Source organism: Pseudomonas sp. AC112, assembly GCF_979253545.1.
The window spans coordinates 6,270,127-6,286,512 of the sequence record NZ_CEEDCM010000001.1; the positions used below are offsets into that span (position 1 = coordinate 6,270,127).

General features: G+C 62.5%; 19 protein-coding genes. 11 read left to right on the plus strand and 8 right to left on the minus strand.

The window, feature by feature from the left end:
• Nucleotides 1–3: 3 nt before the first annotated feature.
• From AC0IYN_RS28725 to AC0IYN_RS28745, 5 genes are read left to right on the plus strand one after another with little or no spacing between them, the layout of a single operon-like run.
• Nucleotides 4–798: an ABC transporter permease gene (locus AC0IYN_RS28725; protein WP_078047942.1), complete on the plus strand. Its 795-nt coding sequence runs from the start codon at nt 4–6 to the stop codon at nt 796–798.
• Nucleotides 798–1,088 carry a (2Fe-2S)-binding protein gene (locus AC0IYN_RS28730; RefSeq protein WP_078047941.1) on the plus strand — a complete coding sequence of 97 codons (291 nt, stop codon included), beginning with the start codon at nt 798–800 and terminating at the stop codon, nt 1,086–1,088. The genes AC0IYN_RS28725 and AC0IYN_RS28730 overlap by 1 nt, the downstream gene beginning before the upstream one ends.
• A complete protein-coding gene (locus AC0IYN_RS28735; protein ID WP_471844447.1) occupies nt 1,085–2,428 on the plus strand; it encodes an FAD/NAD(P)-dependent oxidoreductase in 1,344 nt (447 codons plus the stop codon). Before AC0IYN_RS28730 ends, AC0IYN_RS28735 begins: the two co-directional genes overlap by 4 nt.
• Nucleotides 2,425–3,522 (plus strand): NAD(P)/FAD-dependent oxidoreductase, encoded by a 1,098-nt coding sequence (locus tag AC0IYN_RS28740; RefSeq protein ID WP_406597176.1) that lies wholly within the window; start codon nt 2,425–2,427, stop codon nt 3,520–3,522. Before AC0IYN_RS28735 ends, AC0IYN_RS28740 begins: the two co-directional genes overlap by 4 nt.
• A 14-nt stretch (nt 3,523–3,536) precedes the next feature.
• Nucleotides 3,537–4,568, plus strand: a complete 1,032-nt coding sequence (locus tag AC0IYN_RS28745) for an ABC transporter substrate-binding protein (RefSeq protein WP_471844449.1) — start codon at nt 3,537–3,539, stop codon at nt 4,566–4,568.
• Here AC0IYN_RS28745 and nadE read toward each other — a convergent pair whose 3' ends face one another.
• The 3 genes from nadE to AC0IYN_RS28760 are packed head-to-tail and all read right to left on the minus strand — an operon-like array spanning nt 4,569 to nt 7,256.
• On the minus strand, nt 4,569–5,378 hold the full coding sequence (gene nadE, locus AC0IYN_RS28750; protein ID WP_458375035.1) for an ammonia-dependent NAD(+) synthetase: 810 nt from the start codon (nt 5,376–5,378) through the stop codon (nt 4,569–4,571).
• Between the two features lies 1 nt (nt 5,379).
• Nucleotides 5,380–6,597 (minus strand): nicotinate phosphoribosyltransferase, encoded by a 1,218-nt coding sequence (gene pncB, locus AC0IYN_RS28755; RefSeq protein ID WP_457239324.1) that lies wholly within the window; start codon nt 6,595–6,597, stop codon nt 5,380–5,382.
• Between the two features lie 11 nt (nt 6,598–6,608).
• Nucleotides 6,609–7,256, minus strand: coding sequence for a nicotinamidase (locus AC0IYN_RS28760; protein ID WP_406597169.1), 648 nt, complete (start codon nt 7,254–7,256; stop codon nt 6,609–6,611).
• 147 nt (nt 7,257–7,403) lie between these two features.
• Here AC0IYN_RS28760 and AC0IYN_RS28765 point away from each other — a divergent pair, with 147 nt between their 5' ends.
• The gene (locus AC0IYN_RS28765) at nt 7,404–8,096 is read left to right on the plus strand and encodes an NUDIX hydrolase (protein WP_078047934.1); all 693 of its coding nucleotides are present in this window, start codon (nt 7,404–7,406) and stop codon (nt 8,094–8,096) included.
• A 42-nt stretch (nt 8,097–8,138) separates the two neighbouring features.
• Here AC0IYN_RS28765 and AC0IYN_RS28770 read toward each other — a convergent pair whose 3' ends face one another.
• Nucleotides 8,139–8,912, minus strand: a complete 774-nt coding sequence (locus AC0IYN_RS28770) for an L-iditol 2-dehydrogenase (RefSeq protein WP_099492480.1) — start codon at nt 8,910–8,912, stop codon at nt 8,139–8,141.
• 18 nt (nt 8,913–8,930) lie between these two features.
• Complete coding sequence (locus AC0IYN_RS28775; RefSeq protein WP_471844842.1) at nt 8,931–10,190, minus strand: ABC transporter substrate-binding protein; 1,260 nt, start codon at nt 10,188–10,190, stop codon at nt 8,931–8,933.
• 260 nt (nt 10,191–10,450) lie between these two features.
• Between AC0IYN_RS28775 and AC0IYN_RS28780 the strand changes: the two genes are divergently transcribed.
• From AC0IYN_RS28780 to AC0IYN_RS28790, 3 genes are all read left to right on the plus strand, one after another.
• On the plus strand, nt 10,451–11,389 hold the full coding sequence (locus AC0IYN_RS28780; protein WP_406597166.1) for a helix-turn-helix domain-containing protein: 939 nt from the start codon (nt 10,451–10,453) through the stop codon (nt 11,387–11,389).
• Between the two features lie 155 nt (nt 11,390–11,544).
• On the plus strand, nt 11,545–12,492 hold the full coding sequence (locus tag AC0IYN_RS28785) for a nucleoside-specific channel-forming protein Tsx (protein WP_406597165.1): 948 nt from the start codon (nt 11,545–11,547) through the stop codon (nt 12,490–12,492).
• A gap of 14 nt (nt 12,493–12,506) precedes the next feature.
• Nucleotides 12,507–13,535: a purine-nucleoside phosphorylase gene (locus AC0IYN_RS28790; protein ID WP_458375031.1), complete on the plus strand. Its 1,029-nt coding sequence runs from the start codon at nt 12,507–12,509 to the stop codon at nt 13,533–13,535.
• Nucleotides 13,536–13,579: 44 nt separating this feature from the next.
• Here the strand turns inward: AC0IYN_RS28790 and AC0IYN_RS28795 are convergent, their stop codons facing one another.
• The 3 genes from AC0IYN_RS28795 to AC0IYN_RS28805 form a co-directional block, all read right to left on the minus strand.
• Nucleotides 13,580–14,539: a quinone oxidoreductase family protein gene (locus tag AC0IYN_RS28795; RefSeq protein ID WP_406597164.1), complete on the minus strand. Its 960-nt coding sequence runs from the start codon at nt 14,537–14,539 to the stop codon at nt 13,580–13,582.
• A 30-nt stretch (nt 14,540–14,569) separates the two neighbouring features.
• Nucleotides 14,570–14,743 carry a DUF1427 family protein gene (locus tag AC0IYN_RS28800; RefSeq protein ID WP_406597163.1) on the minus strand — a complete coding sequence of 58 codons (174 nt, stop codon included), beginning with the start codon at nt 14,741–14,743 and terminating at the stop codon, nt 14,570–14,572.
• A gap of 89 nt (nt 14,744–14,832) precedes the next feature.
• Complete coding sequence (locus AC0IYN_RS28805; RefSeq protein WP_471844455.1) at nt 14,833–15,597, minus strand: AraC family transcriptional regulator; 765 nt, start codon at nt 15,595–15,597, stop codon at nt 14,833–14,835.
• 116 nt (nt 15,598–15,713) lie between these two features.
• Here AC0IYN_RS28805 and AC0IYN_RS28810 point away from each other — a divergent pair, with 116 nt between their 5' ends.
• Nucleotides 15,714–15,956 carry a DUF6555 family protein gene (locus AC0IYN_RS28810; RefSeq protein ID WP_471844457.1) on the plus strand — a complete coding sequence of 81 codons (243 nt, stop codon included), beginning with the start codon at nt 15,714–15,716 and terminating at the stop codon, nt 15,954–15,956.
• A 14-nt stretch (nt 15,957–15,970) separates the two neighbouring features.
• The gene (locus tag AC0IYN_RS28815) at nt 15,971–16,243 is read left to right on the plus strand and encodes a hypothetical protein (RefSeq protein ID WP_025855728.1); all 273 of its coding nucleotides are present in this window, start codon (nt 15,971–15,973) and stop codon (nt 16,241–16,243) included.
• Nucleotides 16,244–16,386 lie beyond the last annotated feature (143 nt).

The window sequence follows — 16,386 nt, forward strand, 5'->3', positions numbered from 1 at the left end:
CGCATGTCCAGAAACGGTCCTTTGGCCCTCGGTTTCCACGCTTTGGTGGTGCTGTTCATGATGGCGCCGCTGGTGGTGGTGTGCCTGGTGGCGTTCACGCCCGAAAACACCTTGAGCCTGCCCACCTCGGGCTTCTCGCTGCGCTGGTTTCGCGCGGTGTTCGAGCGTGCGGATTTTATCCAGGCGTTCTATAACAGCCTGGTCCTGGCCTTCACCGCCGCGACCCTGGCCACCTTGATCGCCGTGCCGGCGGCCTTGGCGATCAGCCGGTACACGTTCCCGGGGCGCAATTTTTTCAGCGCGTTGTTCCTGTCGCCGATCATCATCCCGCATCTGGTACTGGGCGTGGCCATGCTGCGCTTGTTCGCGCTGATGGGCGTCAACGGCAGCTTTACCTGGCTGATGCTGGCCCACGTGGTGATCATCACGCCCTATGTCTTGCGCCTGGTATTGGCGGCGGCCATCGGTATTGATCGCAGCGCCGAGCAAGCCGCCGAGTCCCTGGGGGCGAGCCGCTTTACGCTGTTTCGCCAGATCACCCTGCCGATGATCCTGCCCGGTGTCGCCGGGGGGTGGTTGCTGGCCTTCATCAACAGTTTCGATGAGGTGACGCTGTCGATCTTTGTCAGCTCGCCCGCCACCCAGACCCTGCCGGTGCGCATGTACGTGTACGCCACCGAGTCCATCGACCCGATGATGGCGGCGGTGTCAGCGCTGGTGATTGCACTGACGGCGGCGACCATGATTCTGCTCGACCGGGTCTACGGCCTCGACCGCGTGCTGGTGGGGAAACATTGATGGCCCTGTTCAAACGCTTGGCCGAGACCGAACGCCCTGCCCTGGCCTTTACCCTGGACGGCCAGCCTGCCAGCGGTTTGCTGGGTGACACAGTGCTGACCGCCGTGCTGACCTGCGCCGAACACCTGCGCGGCAGTGATTTCAGCGCCGAGCGCCGCGCCGGTTTCTGCCTGATGGGCGCGTGCCAGGATTGCTGGGTGCGCCTTGCAGACGGACGCCGCGTGCGTGCCTGCTCGACGCTGCTGGAAGAAGGCCAGGCGATCAGCCGCGATCCGGGGCGCCAGCCATGAAGCCGGTGGTGATTGTGGGCGCCGGCCCGGCCGGCATCAGCGCGGCGCGCACCCTGCTCGACCACGGCATCACACCGTGCCTGGTGGACGAGAACCTGCGTGGCGGCGGGCAGATTTATCGGCGCCAACCCCAAGGTTTCCAACGCACGGCCAGGCAACTCTACGGATTTGAAGCAAGCAAGGCCGATGCCGTGCACCGCACGATGGACGAGCTGGGCGCGCTGATCGACTACCGGCCGCAAACCCTGGTGTGGAATGCCGAGGACGGCCGCCTGGACCTGCTCAACAACGGGCGCGCCGAGAGCCTCGAGTACGCGCAGATCATCGTCGCCACGGGCGCCACCGACCGTATCCTGCCGGTGCCGGGCTGGACCTTGCCCGGTGTCTACAGCCTCGGCGCGGCGCAGATCGCCCTTAAATACCAGGGCTGCGCCATCGGGGAGCGCGTGGCGTTCTGTGGCACTGGGCCGTTGTTGTATCTGGTCGCCTATCAGTACGCCAAAGCCGGGGCCAAGGTCGTCGCGGTGCTCGACAGCGCACCGTTCAGCGCGCAGTGCCGCGCGCTGCCGGCATTGCTCGGGCAACCGGCGACCTTGGCCAAGGGCTTGTATTACCGCGCCTGGCTGACGGCCCATGGGATTGCCGTGCATCAAGGCGCCACGCTCACGCAGATCGAAGGCGAACAGCGAGTCAGCGGTATTCGCTGGGGCGAACACAGCCTGGAATGCGACGCCGTGGGCTTTGCCCATGCCCTGCGCAGCGAGACGCAACTGGCGGATCTGCTCGGTTGCGCCTTCGCCTGGAACGCATTGAACCGCGCCTGGCTTCCGCAACGCGACAGCGCCGGGCGCAGCAGTGTCAGCGGTGTGTACCTGGCCGGTGACGGCGCCGGGATCATGGGCGCGGATGCCGCGCAGATGGCCGGCGAGCGCGCCGCGCTGGCAGTATTGGAAGACTCGGGCATTGCCATTGATCACCGTCGCCCTGCCGCGCTGGAGCAACAACTGGCCGGCATCCAGCGCTTTCGCCAGGGTTTGGAAACCGCATTCCCCTTCCCTGAGCAGTGGGCTGCACAGGCACCGGATACGCTGATGGTGTGCCGCTGCGAAGAAGTCAGCGCCGGCGAAATACGCGCAGTGGTGGATGAAGGCCACTGGGAGATCAATCGGGTCAAGGCCCACTGCCGCGTCGGCATGGGCCGCTGCCAGGGGCGTATGTGCGGGCTGGCGGCGGCGGAAATCGTCGCCGAGCGCAGTGGCCGGGGCATCGAAAACGTCGGCCGCTTGCGTGGCCAGGCGCCGATCAAACCGTTGCCGTTTGGCGTGGAGGCGCAGCCATGATCGACGTCATCGTACTGGGCGGTGGGATTGTCGGCGCGTCGGCAGCCTTGATGCTCGCGCAGAAAGGCCAGCGCGTGGCCCTGGTGGAGCGGGATTTCTGCGGCTCGCATTCCAGTGGCGTGAATTATGGCGGTGTACGCCGCCAGGGCCGGCCTTTGCATCAGTTGCCGCTGTCGCAACGCGCCCATCAACTGTGGGCCGACTTGCCGGGCCTGATCGGCATCGACGGCGAATACGTGCGCTCCGGGCATTTGAAGCTGGCGCGCAGCCATGCTGATTTCGCCGCGTTGCAGGCGTATGCCGAACAGACCCGTGGCTTTGGCCTGGGCTTGCAGCTGCTCGACTACACCGAGCTGCGCGCACGCTTCCCCTGGGTGGGTGATATTGCGGTGGGCGCCTCGTTGTGTCCGCAAGACGGCCACGCCAACCCGCGCCTGGTATCGCCCGCCTTCGCACGTACCGCGCAACGCCTTGGCGCATCGGTGTACGAGCAAGCTGAGGTGATTGGCATAGAACATGACGGCCAGCAGTTCCAGGTGCATTGCGCCAACGGCCTGCACCTGCAAGCGCCGTGGTTGCTCAACTGTGCCGGCGCCTGGGCCGGTACTGTCGCTGCGCAGTTTGGCGAAGCGGTGCCAATCACCTCGGCGCACCCGGCGATGCTGGTCACCGAGCCGCTGCCAGTGGTGATGAATGTCAGCACTGGGGTGGAAGGCGGCGGGATTTATGCGCGCCAGGTCGCCCGGGGCAATTGCATCCTCGGCGGCGGTCGCGGCTTTGCCCTTGGCCCGCTGACCGCGCGACCGGGGCAGGCCGCCGTGCTGGAGATCCTGCGCAATGCCGGCGAGCTGTACCCGTTCCTCAAGGGTGCCCAGGCGATTCGTACCTGGAGCGGCACCGAAGGTTATCTACCCGATCACGAACCGGTGATCGGCCCCAGCAGCACCCAACCTGGCCTGCTCCACGGTTTCGGCTTTGCCGGTGCCGGGTTCCAGCTCGGTCCCGCGGTCGGTGAAGCCCTGGCAGAGATCGTCTGCGACGGCGCCAGCCGCCAACCCATCGAAGCGTTTTCCATCCGTCGTTTCCAAGCCTGAGAGGAAAAACATCCATGAACCCACGTATTGCGCTGTCCTGCTTGTCCCTCGCCCTGCTCGCCTCCACCGCGCATGCCGCGCCCACGCTGTACCTGGGCATGAACGGCGGCACCATGGAACGGGTGTACGCCGACAAGGTGCTGCCCGCGTTCGAGAAGGCCAACAACGTCAAGGTGGTGATTGTGCCCGGCACGTCGTCGGACATTCTTGCCAAGGTCCAGGCCAACAAAGACAACCCACAGATGCACGTGATGTTCCTCGACGACGGCATCATGTACCGCGCCATCTCCATGGGCCTGTGCGACAAGCTGGCGCCGAGCCCGACCCTGGAGCAGATCCCGGCCAAGGCCAGAATCAAGGACGAAGCCGTGGCCGTGACCCTCGGCGTCACCGGCCTGGGCTACAACGCCAAGATGTTCAAGGAAAAAGGCTGGGCCGCGCCCACCTCGTGGATGGACCTGGCCGACCCGCGCTTCAAGGAGAAAGTGGTGTTCCAGTCCCTGGCTTCGTCCACCTTCGGCCTCCACGGTTTCCTGATGTTCAACCGTATCCAGGGTGGCGATGAAACCAACGTCGAGCTCGGCTTCAAGGCCTGGCCGAAAACCGTCGGCCCCAACGTGCTGGAATACATCGCCAGCTCGGCGAAAATCTCCGAAATGGTGCAGACCGACGAAGCCGCGATCTTCCCCCTCACCCCGACCCAGGTCGCCACCCAGAAACTGCTCGGCGTGCCTATGGAATATGCGCAGCCCAAGGAAGGTGCGGTGGTGCTGAACGTGGCCGAATGCGTGATCGCGCGCAACGACCAACCGGAACTGGCGCAGAAGCTTGCGGCTTACCTGCTGACCGCCGAAGCCCAGGCACCGGCGCTGGAAGAAGGTGATCAGATTCCCTCGAACCCGACCACACCGACCACCGACAAGACCCGTGCGCGGGTGGAAGCCATGCAGGGTTACTTGCAGACCGCGATCTCGATTGACTGGGACCAGGTCAACCAGGCGCGGCCGGAGTGGAATGCGCGGTGGAGTCGGTCGATCGAGCGTTAGTCAAAGGGGCGCAATCGGCAGCGCGCGTTTGTGCGCTGTCTTGCTGTACGCGCCCTCGACAATCGTCCTCACCCGCTCGCTCACCGGTTCGCCCATCAGGTAGGCGTCGATCTCTGCGTACGTGCAACCGTAGGCGTGCTCGTCCAGCTTGCCCGGTACCAGTTCTTCCAGATCGGCCGTCGGGTGTTTGTGCACCAGGTTGTCCGGTGCGCCGAGGGCCGTGGCGAGCAGGCGCACTTGGGTTTTGGTCAGGCCGGACAGCGGGGCCAGGTCGCAGGCGCCGTCACCGAACTTGGTGAAAAACCCCATCAACGCCTCGGCGCCGTGGTCAGTGCCGACCACCAGGCCATTGTGCAGGTTGGCCACGGCGTATTGCGCGATCATGCGCGTGCGGGCCTTGACGTTACCCTTGATGAAATCGACATGCTCGGCGCTGGCTTCGCCGGCGGCCAGGCTGGCCATCAGACCGTCGACGCTGGCGGCGATGTTGAGGGTGTCGATGTGGTCCGGGGTGATGAAGTTCAGGGAGGCCTGGGCGTCGCTTTCATCAGCCTGGGTCTTATAGGGCAGGCGCATGGCGATGAAGCGTGCGGCATAACCCTCGCTGCGCAATTGCTGCACCGCCCATTGGCACAGGCGGCCGGCGGTCAGCGAGTCCACGCCGCCGCTGATGCCGAGCACCAGGGCCTTGCAGCCTGAATGGCGCAAGGTGGCCTTGATGAAGTCGATGCGCCGTTGAATTTCCTCGGGCTCGCCACCTTGGGTCAGCGAGCGGTTGATATTCAGTTCCCGTGCGATACGGTCTTGCATGTCACACCTCCACGTTGCCGACGTTGAATACCTGCGCTGCGTACTGCAAGAACGAGGCGTCTTCGCAGACGTTCTTGATCGGGTCATCCGAGAATTTCACCACCGGTTCGCCATGCACCCGCACCAGCTTCATCACGATGCTCAGCGGTTCCACGCCTTCCACATCGCAGGCCAGGCTGGTGCCCATGCCGAACCCGAACCGCGCCTTGCCGCGCACGTGGCGCAGGATCGGCAGGCATTTTTCGAAGTTCAGGCCGTCGGAGAACATCAGGTCCTTGGTCATCGGGTCGATGCCCAGTTGCTTGTAGCGGGCCAGTACCTTGTCGGCCCAGACGATGGGATCACCGGAGTCCTGGCGCAACCCGTCGTACAGCTTGGCGAAGTACAGGTCGAAGTCCTTGAGGAAAAAGTCGGTGCTGATGCAGTCGGTCAGGGCGATGCCAAGGCGACCACGGTATTCGCGTACCCAGTTTTCCAGCGCAGCGTTCTGGCTTTCGCGCAGCCGGCCGAGTTGCTGGTGCACCATCAGCCACTGGTGGGCCATGGTGCCGATCAGCGGCAGGTCGAATTCGTAGGCCAGGTGCGCGTTGCTGGTGCCGACAAACTGGCCGGGGAAGTCGCGGCGCATGATGTCGACCACTTCGCGCTGGGCCTTGAACGACAGGCGCCGGCGCGTGGAGAAGTCGGAGACGCGCAGGTCGGCCAGCTCATCGCGGCTGAGGTTTTTCTCCAGCCAGTCGAATTTCTGGTAGAGCTTGCGGGTGACGTCTTCGAGGGTGACGTCGGGGTATTTGTCGCGGTTGCGCAGCTCGCTGACCAGGGCCAAAACCGGTTGTTCGAACATGATGCAGTGCAGCATCGGGCCGACTACGCGGATGTTCAGTTGGCCGTCGACTTCACTGACATGGATATAGCGCAGGTTGAAGCGGAACAGGCCGAGGAAGCGCTCGTAGTCCGGGGTGAGGTATTCGCGAAAGCGTGGGTTGAACAGAAAGCGCAGTTCGCCTTCGCGCATGTGCAGGCCGGCCATTTTTTCCAGCTCGGCGCGCAGTTCGGGAATCAGGTGGCCGAGTTTTTCCTTCGAACGGACGATGAAGTTGTACTCGACGTCGACGTTCGGGTGCTGGTGCAACACGGCCTGCATCATCGTGAAGGTGTAGTAGTCGGTGTCGAGCAAACCCTGGATTACCGGGGACTCGTAGTCGTATGCACTTTCCATGGTGTCTCTCCTTAACGCGTGGCCATCGCGGCCAGTTCTTCGCGGGTGCTGCTGATGACAGCACCGGCCTTGAGCAACTCATTGACCGCTTGCACACCGCCCTCCTCGCTGATGCCTCGGCACGCCGGCAGGTGCAGGACCACTTCCAGGCCGGCCTTGAGCAGTTGCAACGCGGTGGTCTTGACGCAGTAGTCCAGCGCCAGCCCGCCAACGATCACGCGGCTGACGCCCTGGGCCTTGAGGTATTCGATGACGCCGGTGGACAGTTTGTCGTGCAGGTCGTGGTAGCAGGCACCGTAGGGGTGCAGGTCGGGTTCGACGCCTTTCCAGATGAAGTAGTCGTACTCATAGGGCGTGGGCAACGCGTCCAGCAGGGTGAAGCCCTCGGTGCCGGGGACGCAGTGGCTCACCCAGGTCACATCGGCGTGGGCCAGGCCGGTGGGTTGCAGCATGTCGCTGTGCTGTGCCACCACCCAGGGCGCGTGTGGGGTGTGGGCGTCCTTGCTGCCGACACGGTGGCCGGCGAGGCTGGCCATGTAGTTGAGTTCGGCACCGATCTGGTCACCGCCGGCCACAGGCAACTCGTTGGGGCACAGTGGCGTGAAGCTCTTCTGGGCGTCGACGTCGAATGAGGCAATGGCAGTTTTCGCAAGGGTCATGATGGTTCTCCTGTGGCCTGGAAACAAAAGTACACGTCATGTACTTTCATTGCAAGAAACATTTAGTTATCTATCCTGGTGCCGGTACATGACATATCTGTTCGATCCGTTAGACTGTGTCCTTACTGTTATTCGCAAGGACCTCACATGCCGCTTAGCGCCTACCTCCACACCGTCGACCTGTGCGTCCTGTATTACTGCCGCAGCACGGGCGAACTCAAGCTGCTGCTGAACAAACGCGACGCCGAGCCATTCGCCGGGCACTGGGCGTTGCCGGGTGTGGTGGTGAACGGCGGCGTGCAAGATCTGCGCCTCCAGGATGCGGTGGAGCGCTTGCGGGCGAGTGACAAGGTGGGGTTCGAACTGGCCTGGAGCGAGCAAGTGGGCACCGTGGGTGATGCGTTCCGCGACCCGCGTTGCTGGTCGTCGTCCACGTACTACCTGGCGATCGTGGCGCAGGAGGTGACGCTCGGCGAGCATCAAGCCTGGTATTCACTGAATGCCGTGGCTGACGGCAGCATCAAGCTGCCGTTCGATCACAACATGATCGTGGCATCGGTGCAGGAACGGCTGTTCTCCAAGTCGCTCTACAGCAGCTTGCCGCTGATGTTCCTGGGCGATGAGTTCAGTGCCCCGCAAGCCACCACGATTTTTTCCCTGGTGCTGGCTCGCCCGGTGCTGAAGACCAGTATTCGCCAGCGCTTGTTGAAGCTCACGGAGGCAGGGTATTTACGCGAGACCGGGCGCAAGAAACAGGGTGAAGGCGGCAGGCCCCAGGCGACGGTGGAGAACCTGAAGCCCGGGGACATTTACTTCTTCGATCGCAGCTTTGCCGAATGACCCACGCCTGTAGGAGCCCGGCTTGCCGGGCGCCTACAGGGGTCAGTTCATCCAGTTGCCGCCGTCGACGTTGTAGGTCTGGGCCACCACATAGTCGGCCTCCTTCGAAGCCAGGAAGATCGCCATCCCGGTCAGGTCCTGCGCCGTGCCCATCCGCCCAAAGGGCACTTCCTCCCCTACCCGCTTCTTCTTCTCGCCAGGCGCCAACCCTTCATGCCTGGCAAACAACGCATCCACCCCGTCCCAGTGCTCGCCATCCACCACACCGGGTGCGATGGCGTTGACGTTGATGCCTTGCTTGATCAGGTTCAGCCCCGCCGATTGAGTCAGGCTGATCACCGCCGCCTTGGTCGCGCAGTAGATCGCCACCAACGGCTCGCCCCGGCGTCCGGCCTGGCTGGCCATGTTGATGATCTTGCCGCCATGACCCTGGCTGATCATCTGCCGCGCGGCGGCCTGCAGGGTGAACAGCGTACCGGCGACATTGATCGAGAACAGCCGCTCGTAACTGTCGCGGGTGATGTCGACGATGGGCGCCAAGTCAAACAGCGCAGCGTTGTTGATGAGGATATCCAGCTTGCCGGCCTGGGCCACCACGGCCGCGATCGCTGCGTCGATGGAAGCCTGGTCGGTGACATCCATTGCCACTGCATAGGCTTGCGGGCCTAGTTCGGCGGCCGTCGCCTGGGCGCGTTGCAGGTTGATATCGGCGATGGCCACCGTCGCACCTTCAGCGATATAGGCCTGGGCAAAGGCGCGGCCGATACCGCGCGCCGATCCGGTGATGAGCGCGCTTTTACCTTCGAGTCGTTTCATTGAGGTGTCCTGTGAAAACTATTTCGGGTAGCCGGCGCGTTTCATCTCGCGCTCGGTGCTGGACTGCGCTTGCAGCAAGGCCTGGTCAACCGACATGCCACCGGTCAGCGCGGCCGAGAACAGCTTGCCCACCGAGGTGCCGATGGCCTGGAACTCAGGGATGGTCACGTACTGGATGCCCACGTACGGCACCGGCTTGGCCGAAGGGTGCGCGGGGTCCGCGTGCTTCATCATCTCCAGGGTCACCTGGGCGAACGGCGCGGCCTTCAGGTACGCCTCGTTGTAGGTGGACTGGCGCGTGCCAGGCGGTACGTTGGTGATGCCTTCTTTGTCGGCGACCAGTTGGATATAGGCCTTGGAGGTCGCCCAACTGATAAAGGCCTTGGCGGCGTCCTTGTGCTGGGAGGTGGCCGGGATCGCCAGGGACCAGGCATAGAGCCACGAGGAACCTTTGTCGGTGACTTCGGTGGGGGCGGCGGCAAAGCCTACGCTGTCGGCGACCTTGCTTTGGCTTTTATCAGTGGTGAAGGAGCCCGCCACGCTGGCATCAACCCAGATCGCGCATTTACCGCTGTTGAACAGCGCCAGGGTTTCATTGAAGCCGTTGCTGGACACCCCCGGCGGGCCATATTGCTTGAGGGTGTTGACGTAGAAGTTGGCAGCAGCTGCCCATTCGGGGCTGGTCAGCTCGGGCTTCCACTGTTCGTCGAACCAGCGCGCACCAAAGGCGTTGGCCATGGTGCTCAGCAACGCGATGTTTTCGCCCCAGCCGGCCTTGCCACGCAGGCACAGGCCATATTGGTCCTTGTCTTTGGCGGTGAGCTTGGACGCGAACTCGCCAAGCTGGGTCCAGGTGGGGTGCGCCGGCATGCTCAGCCCCGCCTGCTTGAACAGGTCGGTGCGGTAGTAGGTGACGGTGCTCTCGCCATAGAACGGCAAGGCGTACAGGGTGTTGTCGACTGACAGGCCCTGGCGCACCGAGGGGAAAATATCCTCGACGTCATAGTCCGCTGGCAGTTGGGCCAAGGGTTCCAGCCAGTGCTTGGCGCCCCACAGTGGGGTTTCGTAGGTGCCGATGGTCAGCACATCGAACTGCCCGCCCTGGGTGGCAATATCGGTGGTGAGGCGCTGGCGCAGGACGTTTTCTTCCAGCACCACCCAATTGAGCTTGATGTCCGGGTGCTGTTCTTCGAACACCTTGGACAGGCGCTGCATGCGGATCATGTCGCTATTGTTGACTGTGGCGATGGTGACGGTGTCGGCGGCATGGCTGGGCATGGCCAATGCCAGGCCGGAAAGCAGGAACAACGCTTGCGGGAGCTTGAACATCGCGGTTTCCACCTGTTGTTTTTGTTGTTGAGCGCTGATTACAGCAGCTTGGCCAGCCCCTCACAAACGCTAGGCGGATGCTCGACTGGTACTTTTTTAACCGGCGACGGACAGTTAAAAAAGTATCAGTGCCGGGCAAAACCGGGGGTAGCGCCCAAGTCGTCAACCCGCGTATTTTGAGGCCTTCCATAAATAAAAGAGGCATCGCCATGCCCATCAGCCGCGCCCAGTTGTTCGAGCACCGCCCTGCCGAACTCGAAGTGATCCTGCCCGAACCGGACCATTGCTTTCGCTGGTTCGAACACGACTACCCCTATGATTTGGCGCGCTGGAACCACCACCCTGAGTTTGAAATCCACCTGATCCGCCAAGGCAGCGGCAAGCTGGTGGCCGGCGACTATATCGGTGCGTTCAGTGCCGGGCATGTGGCGCTGATCGGCCCCGACCTGCCCCACGACTGGATTGGCGAACTGGCCCCCGACGAATACCTGACCGGCCGCGACGTGGTGCTGCAATTCGACGGCGCCGCCCTGCTCGCCCTGCGCAAGACACTGCCGGAACTCGGCGACCTGCAGGCATTGTTCGAACAGGCCCGGCGTGGCCTGGAATTCACTGGCGATACCGCGTTGCAGGCCGCGCACTTGATGGAAGCCATCGGCAGCGCCCATGGCCTGCAACGCTTGATCCTGTTCCTGCAACTGCTCGACAGCCTCAAAAACGCCCCGCCGCAGCAGGTCAAGGCCCTGGCCAGCCCCTGCTACGCGCCGACCCTGGACGCCCGCAGCGCCGAACGCATCAACAAGGCGTTCGACTATTTGATGCGCGAACTGACCGGCGATGTGCGCCTGTCGGTCATTGCACAGCAGTTGGAAATGAGCGAGCCGGGCTTCTCACGCTTCTTCAAGCGCAACACCGGCCACGGTTTCATCGACCTGATGCGCAAGTTTCGTGTGCAACGCGCCTGCCGGCTGTTGCTGCAAAGTGATATGTCAGTGGCGGACATCTGCTTTGAAGTGGGTTACGCCAACCTGTCCAATTTCAACCGGCATTTTAGGATCGAAATGAACCAGACGCCGAGCGACTACCGGCGCGAAACGGCCATGCACTTGTTCCAGCGCATCGAAAAAATGACACCCAGTCAATTTTGACCAAAAGGTCGACTAATTGCGCTTTTTTTCATGCTGATCAATCGATTGAGCAAAGTTGGTACAGCCTGTGCAAACGTTTGCGGTACGAACTTGGCAACCAAGTTCACCTCCACCCGAAGCATCGGGTCTAAACCGCGTACGAATAGGGATTTTCAATGCACCCCACCTCAAGGCGTCCTACCCCCTTTGGTGTTTCTTTGCTACTGGCTGCCGTTACGGGACTACTCAGCGCGTCTATTTTGGCGCAGGAAAAACCCCTCGATGACTCAGCACAGGGCGAAACGCTCAGCCCTGAAGCCAGCCCGGCGAAAAAAGGCGCGTACCTGTCGGACTGGTTCAACCAGGACCTGACATTGATCGGCAGCAAAGACATCAGCTTCGGCCCCAAGCCGCAGGATGATGTCTACCTGGAGTACGAGTACTTCGGCCGCAAAGGGCCGTTCGAGTTGTACGGCTACATCGACGTGCCGAAGATCCTCACCATCGGTAACAGTAATGACAAAGGCGTGTGGGACCATGGTTCGCCGGTATTCATGGAGCATGAGCCGCGCATTTCCATCGACTACCTGGCGGGCCGCAGCCTGGCCTTCGGACCGTTCAAGGAATGGTACGTGGCGTTCGACTGGATCTACGACCACGGCAGCAACAAAGAAAACCGCGCCAACACCCTGTACAGCGGCCTCGGCACCGACATCGACACCCACTCGCGGGTCAACCTGTCGGCCAACTTCTACGGGCGTTACCAGTGGGAAAACTATGGCGCCAGCAATGAATACTCCTGGGACGGTTACCGTGCGCAAATGAAATACATCGTGCCCATCGGCAAGTTCGACAACGGTGCCTCACTGACCTACATCGGCTTCACCAATTACGATTTCGGTTCGGACCTGCACAAGGACAACCCGGCGCGCACCGCCAACTCCCTGGTGGCCACCAACGTGCTGCTGTATTCGTTCACCCACCTGCGTTTCACCCTGGTCGGCCGTTACTTCCATAACGGCGGCAACTGGGAAGATGGCAGCGAGTTGAATTTCGGCGAAGGCAACTTCCGCGCCCGTTCTGATGGCTGGGGTTACTACGCCGGCGTGGGCTATCAATTCTAATCAAGGAGCTTTAGATGAAAGCGTTCAAACGTCTCTCAATGGCCGTCGGCCTGGCCCTGCTACCCCACGTGGTGCTGGCGGATGCGCCTGCGCCGATCAAACCCAAGGTCATGCTGATCACTATGTTCGCCCCGGAGGCACAAACCTGGATCGACCGCCTGGCACTCAAGCAGGAAGTGCGCGTGCCGGGACTGTCCGCCGAATACCCGGTAATCCGCTGCAACACCCAGGATGTGTGCCTGCTGGTAACCGGCATGGGCCAGACCAATGCCGCGGCCTCCACCCTCGCCCTGGCCTTGTCGCCCAAGTTCGACCTGCGCCAGAGCTATTTCCTGATCGCCGGGATTGCCGGCATCAGCCCCAAGCATGGCACCATCGGCACCGCCGCCTGGGCGCATTACCTGGTCGAGTTCGGCACTCAGTGGGAGCTGGATTCACGGGATGCACCCAAGGATTGGCCGACCGGCTATATCGGCATCAACACCAAGGGCCCCAACGAAAAACCACCGTTGGACTACAAGACCGAAGTGTTCGAGCTGAACCCCAAGTTGCAGGCCAAGGCCTTCGCCTTGTCGCAGAAAGTCGAGCTGACCGAAAGCAAGGAATCCAGCGCCTGGCGCAAACACTACCCTGCTGCCCCGGCCAACCAGCCGCCGCAAGTCACCCGCTGTGACACCCTCGCGGGCAACACTTGGTTCTCCGGCACGCGCTTGAGCGAGCGTGCCGAAGTCTGGACCAAGTTGCTGACCGACAACAAAGGCGAGTATTGCACCACCCAGCAGGAAGACAATTCCACCTATGAAGCCCTGCTACGCGCCAGCCGCGAAGGCCTGGTGGATATCCAACGCCTGGCAGTGGTGCGCGCCGGGTCGGACTTCGACCGCCCGTACCCTGGCTACAGTGAAGTGGACAACCTGCTGAAATACGCCGATCAAGGCGGCTTCGTGCCGGCGCTGGAGAACCTGTACCGCACCGGTAACCCGCTGGTGCAGGCGATCCTGATGAACTGGTCCGCATGGGAAAAAGGCGTTCCCGAAGCCTGATGATTCTGTAGGCGCAGGCTTGCCAGCGCCTACAGCAGGTCCTGTCAGGGCACGAAGATGATTTTGTCGGCGCTGCCCTGGTTCACTTCTTCATAACACTGCACGCCATTTGCCAACGCGACTTCACGCAGGCCCGTGGGCAACGGCAGCAGGCCTTCATCAAAGAAGCGCCCGAACTGCTCCAGCATCACCGCGCATTGCTCGCAGTTGTAAAGCAACGAATTGATCCCCACCACCGAGCCGCCCTTGCGGTACAAGGCCAGGGCCGGCAGTTGCACATGGCCGTCCACCGGTGCCGCGATGATTGCAATGCGACCGAACGGCGCCAGGCCTGCCACAGCCGCCGGCAGCCAGAAACCGGTGGTGTCGAAGATCACATCGGCGCCGCCCGTAAACAGGGCATTCACCTGCGAACCCAGTTCTTCCGGTCTGCCCAGGGCAATCGCCTCAAAGCCCTGCCCCTGCAAGGCTGCAACCTGCTCCGGTCGACGCACCGCAGCCAGCACCTGGGCCCCGCGAATTTTCGCCAAAGCCAATGCCGCGCTGCCCACGGCACCATTGGCGCCAATCACCAACAACCGTGTGCCTTTCCCCACACCGCTGCGCTCCAGCGCGTCCCAGGCGGTGGTGTACGGCACGCCGAGGCTGGCGGCCTGGGCGAAACTCAGGTGGGTGGGTTTGTGCGCAACGCCCTTGGCCGAGACGGTGAGGTATTGGGCATGGGAACCGTCGGCAAAGAATCCCAGGTCGCGGCCTGTGCCCCAGACGTCCTGGCCTACCCATTCTTGTGGCCCCTCCACGACGACGCCGGCGAAGTCGCGACCGGGAATGCGTGGCAAGGTGGTGTAGGGAAAACGGCCGAGCACATTTTTGACGTCGCTGGGGTTGAGGCCCGCAGCCTTGATCTGTACCAGCACTTCACCCTCGACCGGCACCGGTGTGGCGACGTCGACTACGCTGAGGGCGGCGAGATCGCCGGTGGCGGTAAATTGCAGTGCTTTCATGGCCAATATCCATCGAAGAGTAAAAAGGGATCAAGACAACCAGGTGCCCACCCACAGCCGGCCCATGGGCCAAAGCTTTTCGCCCAGCAGCATGCCCATCAGGCCGATCAAGGCGATGGCCGGGGGGGCTGGCGAGCGGAAATCCAGGGCGCCGTAGATCACGCCGACAAACAGGCCGATGGCGAGGGAAATCAGGTAGTTCATGGGGTGAGCGCCGTGTAGGTGGTTGCGCTCAGTGTAGAGAGCCGAAACCTGAAGCATCGGCCAAGTGCTTCAGGATTTCGGCCAAACCCTCAACCCACGTAGTGCGAAGGCGCCACGCCGAGTTCGCGGCGGAACATGTCGCTGAAACTGCTGGGTGAGTAGCCGAGGGAACGGGCGATGCCGCTGACAGACTGGCCCTGGATCAACTCCGCCACCGCCGTGGCCAGTTGCACCTGGCGGCGCCACTCGGCAAAGCCCATGCCCAGGTGGTTCTGGAACAGCCGCGCCAGGGTGCGCACACTGGCACCGGCGGTTTCGGCATGCTGTTCGAACGGGATCTCCAGGGACGGCGCGGCCATGACCGCCTGGCAGGCATTGATCAGGCGGCGGTCTGCCTCCACCGGCATGGCAATGCGGATTTGCGAGCGGCGCGCCCGTTGCAGCTCCAGCAGGGCCAGGCTGACCACTGCATGGTAGTAATCCGCCTCACCGTTGTCGCCCTCGTCCACCAGCGTGACGATCAACTCCCGCAGCAACCCACCAACTTCGATCACCTGCACCTGGCTGTCCAGCGTCGCCGCCAGCGCCGGGCGCAGGTAGATGTTGCGCATCTGCAGATCCGACACCACACGAATCCCATGCTCCACGCCTGGCGGCAGCCATATGGCGCGCTGCGGCGGCACCACCAGCGCTTCACGCGGGGTTTCGACCCACATCACGCCACTCATGGCGTAGAGCAACTGGCCCCAGTCGTGACTGTGGGGTTCAACGTACAGCCCACGCGGGTAGGTGCGCGCCAGGGGCTGCACGGGAACGGCGTGATCACTGAGGTCGGGGGGCGCAGCCTGGGCCATGGGGTGCACATCAATCAGGGGTGAGCCGCCATGGTAATGACCACCGCTCGACAATCCGAGTGAATTTTTACGGCCGCGGGTGATCACTTGCTTATACCGGGAGGGTCAATGGACCAATGAATAACGCAAAGCTGTTTGTGATCGACTACACCCTGCATGGCGAACCCAAGTCGTTCATCATTCGATTGGAGAAACTGGATGCTGCCGAAGCCTGGCACTGGGCGAGTTGTGACGCCGGCGTGGGCCGTATCGGCCGCTTTGCCCGCGAGCAAGTGAAGAAGACCAGCCAGCAGCAGGCGGAAAAATTCGGCATCACCAACGTGAAATGGCGCCGCTCGGATGCGCGCGCCCAGGCTTGATCAGGGAGAGAACCATGGATTTACCGGTAAGGGTCAATGGCAAGGCGCGCATTGACTACACCCAGGACACGCTATTCGGGCCAATGGCCAAACATGTTGAATGCCAGGTGAGCTTGCAGCAACAACCTGGCTGGACAGTGCTGAAAGTGTTCCAGCCTTTGCCGGATGACCTGCACGCGGCACACACCGTGGTGTTTGCGCTGGAGGGGCGGCGCACCAGCGCCATCGTGAAGGACCGTCAGCGTTTGTCAGACCATAGCCTGAGGCTTGAACTGGAAACGCAGTAGCCCACAGAACACCGATACCTTTGAGAGCTGGCTTGCCTGCGAAGGCGGCCTGAGTGGTTAGAGCTGTAGGAGCTGGCTTGCCGGCGATGCGGGCACCTCGGTACATCACGCACACCCAGGCGACGCCATCGCAGGCAAGCCAG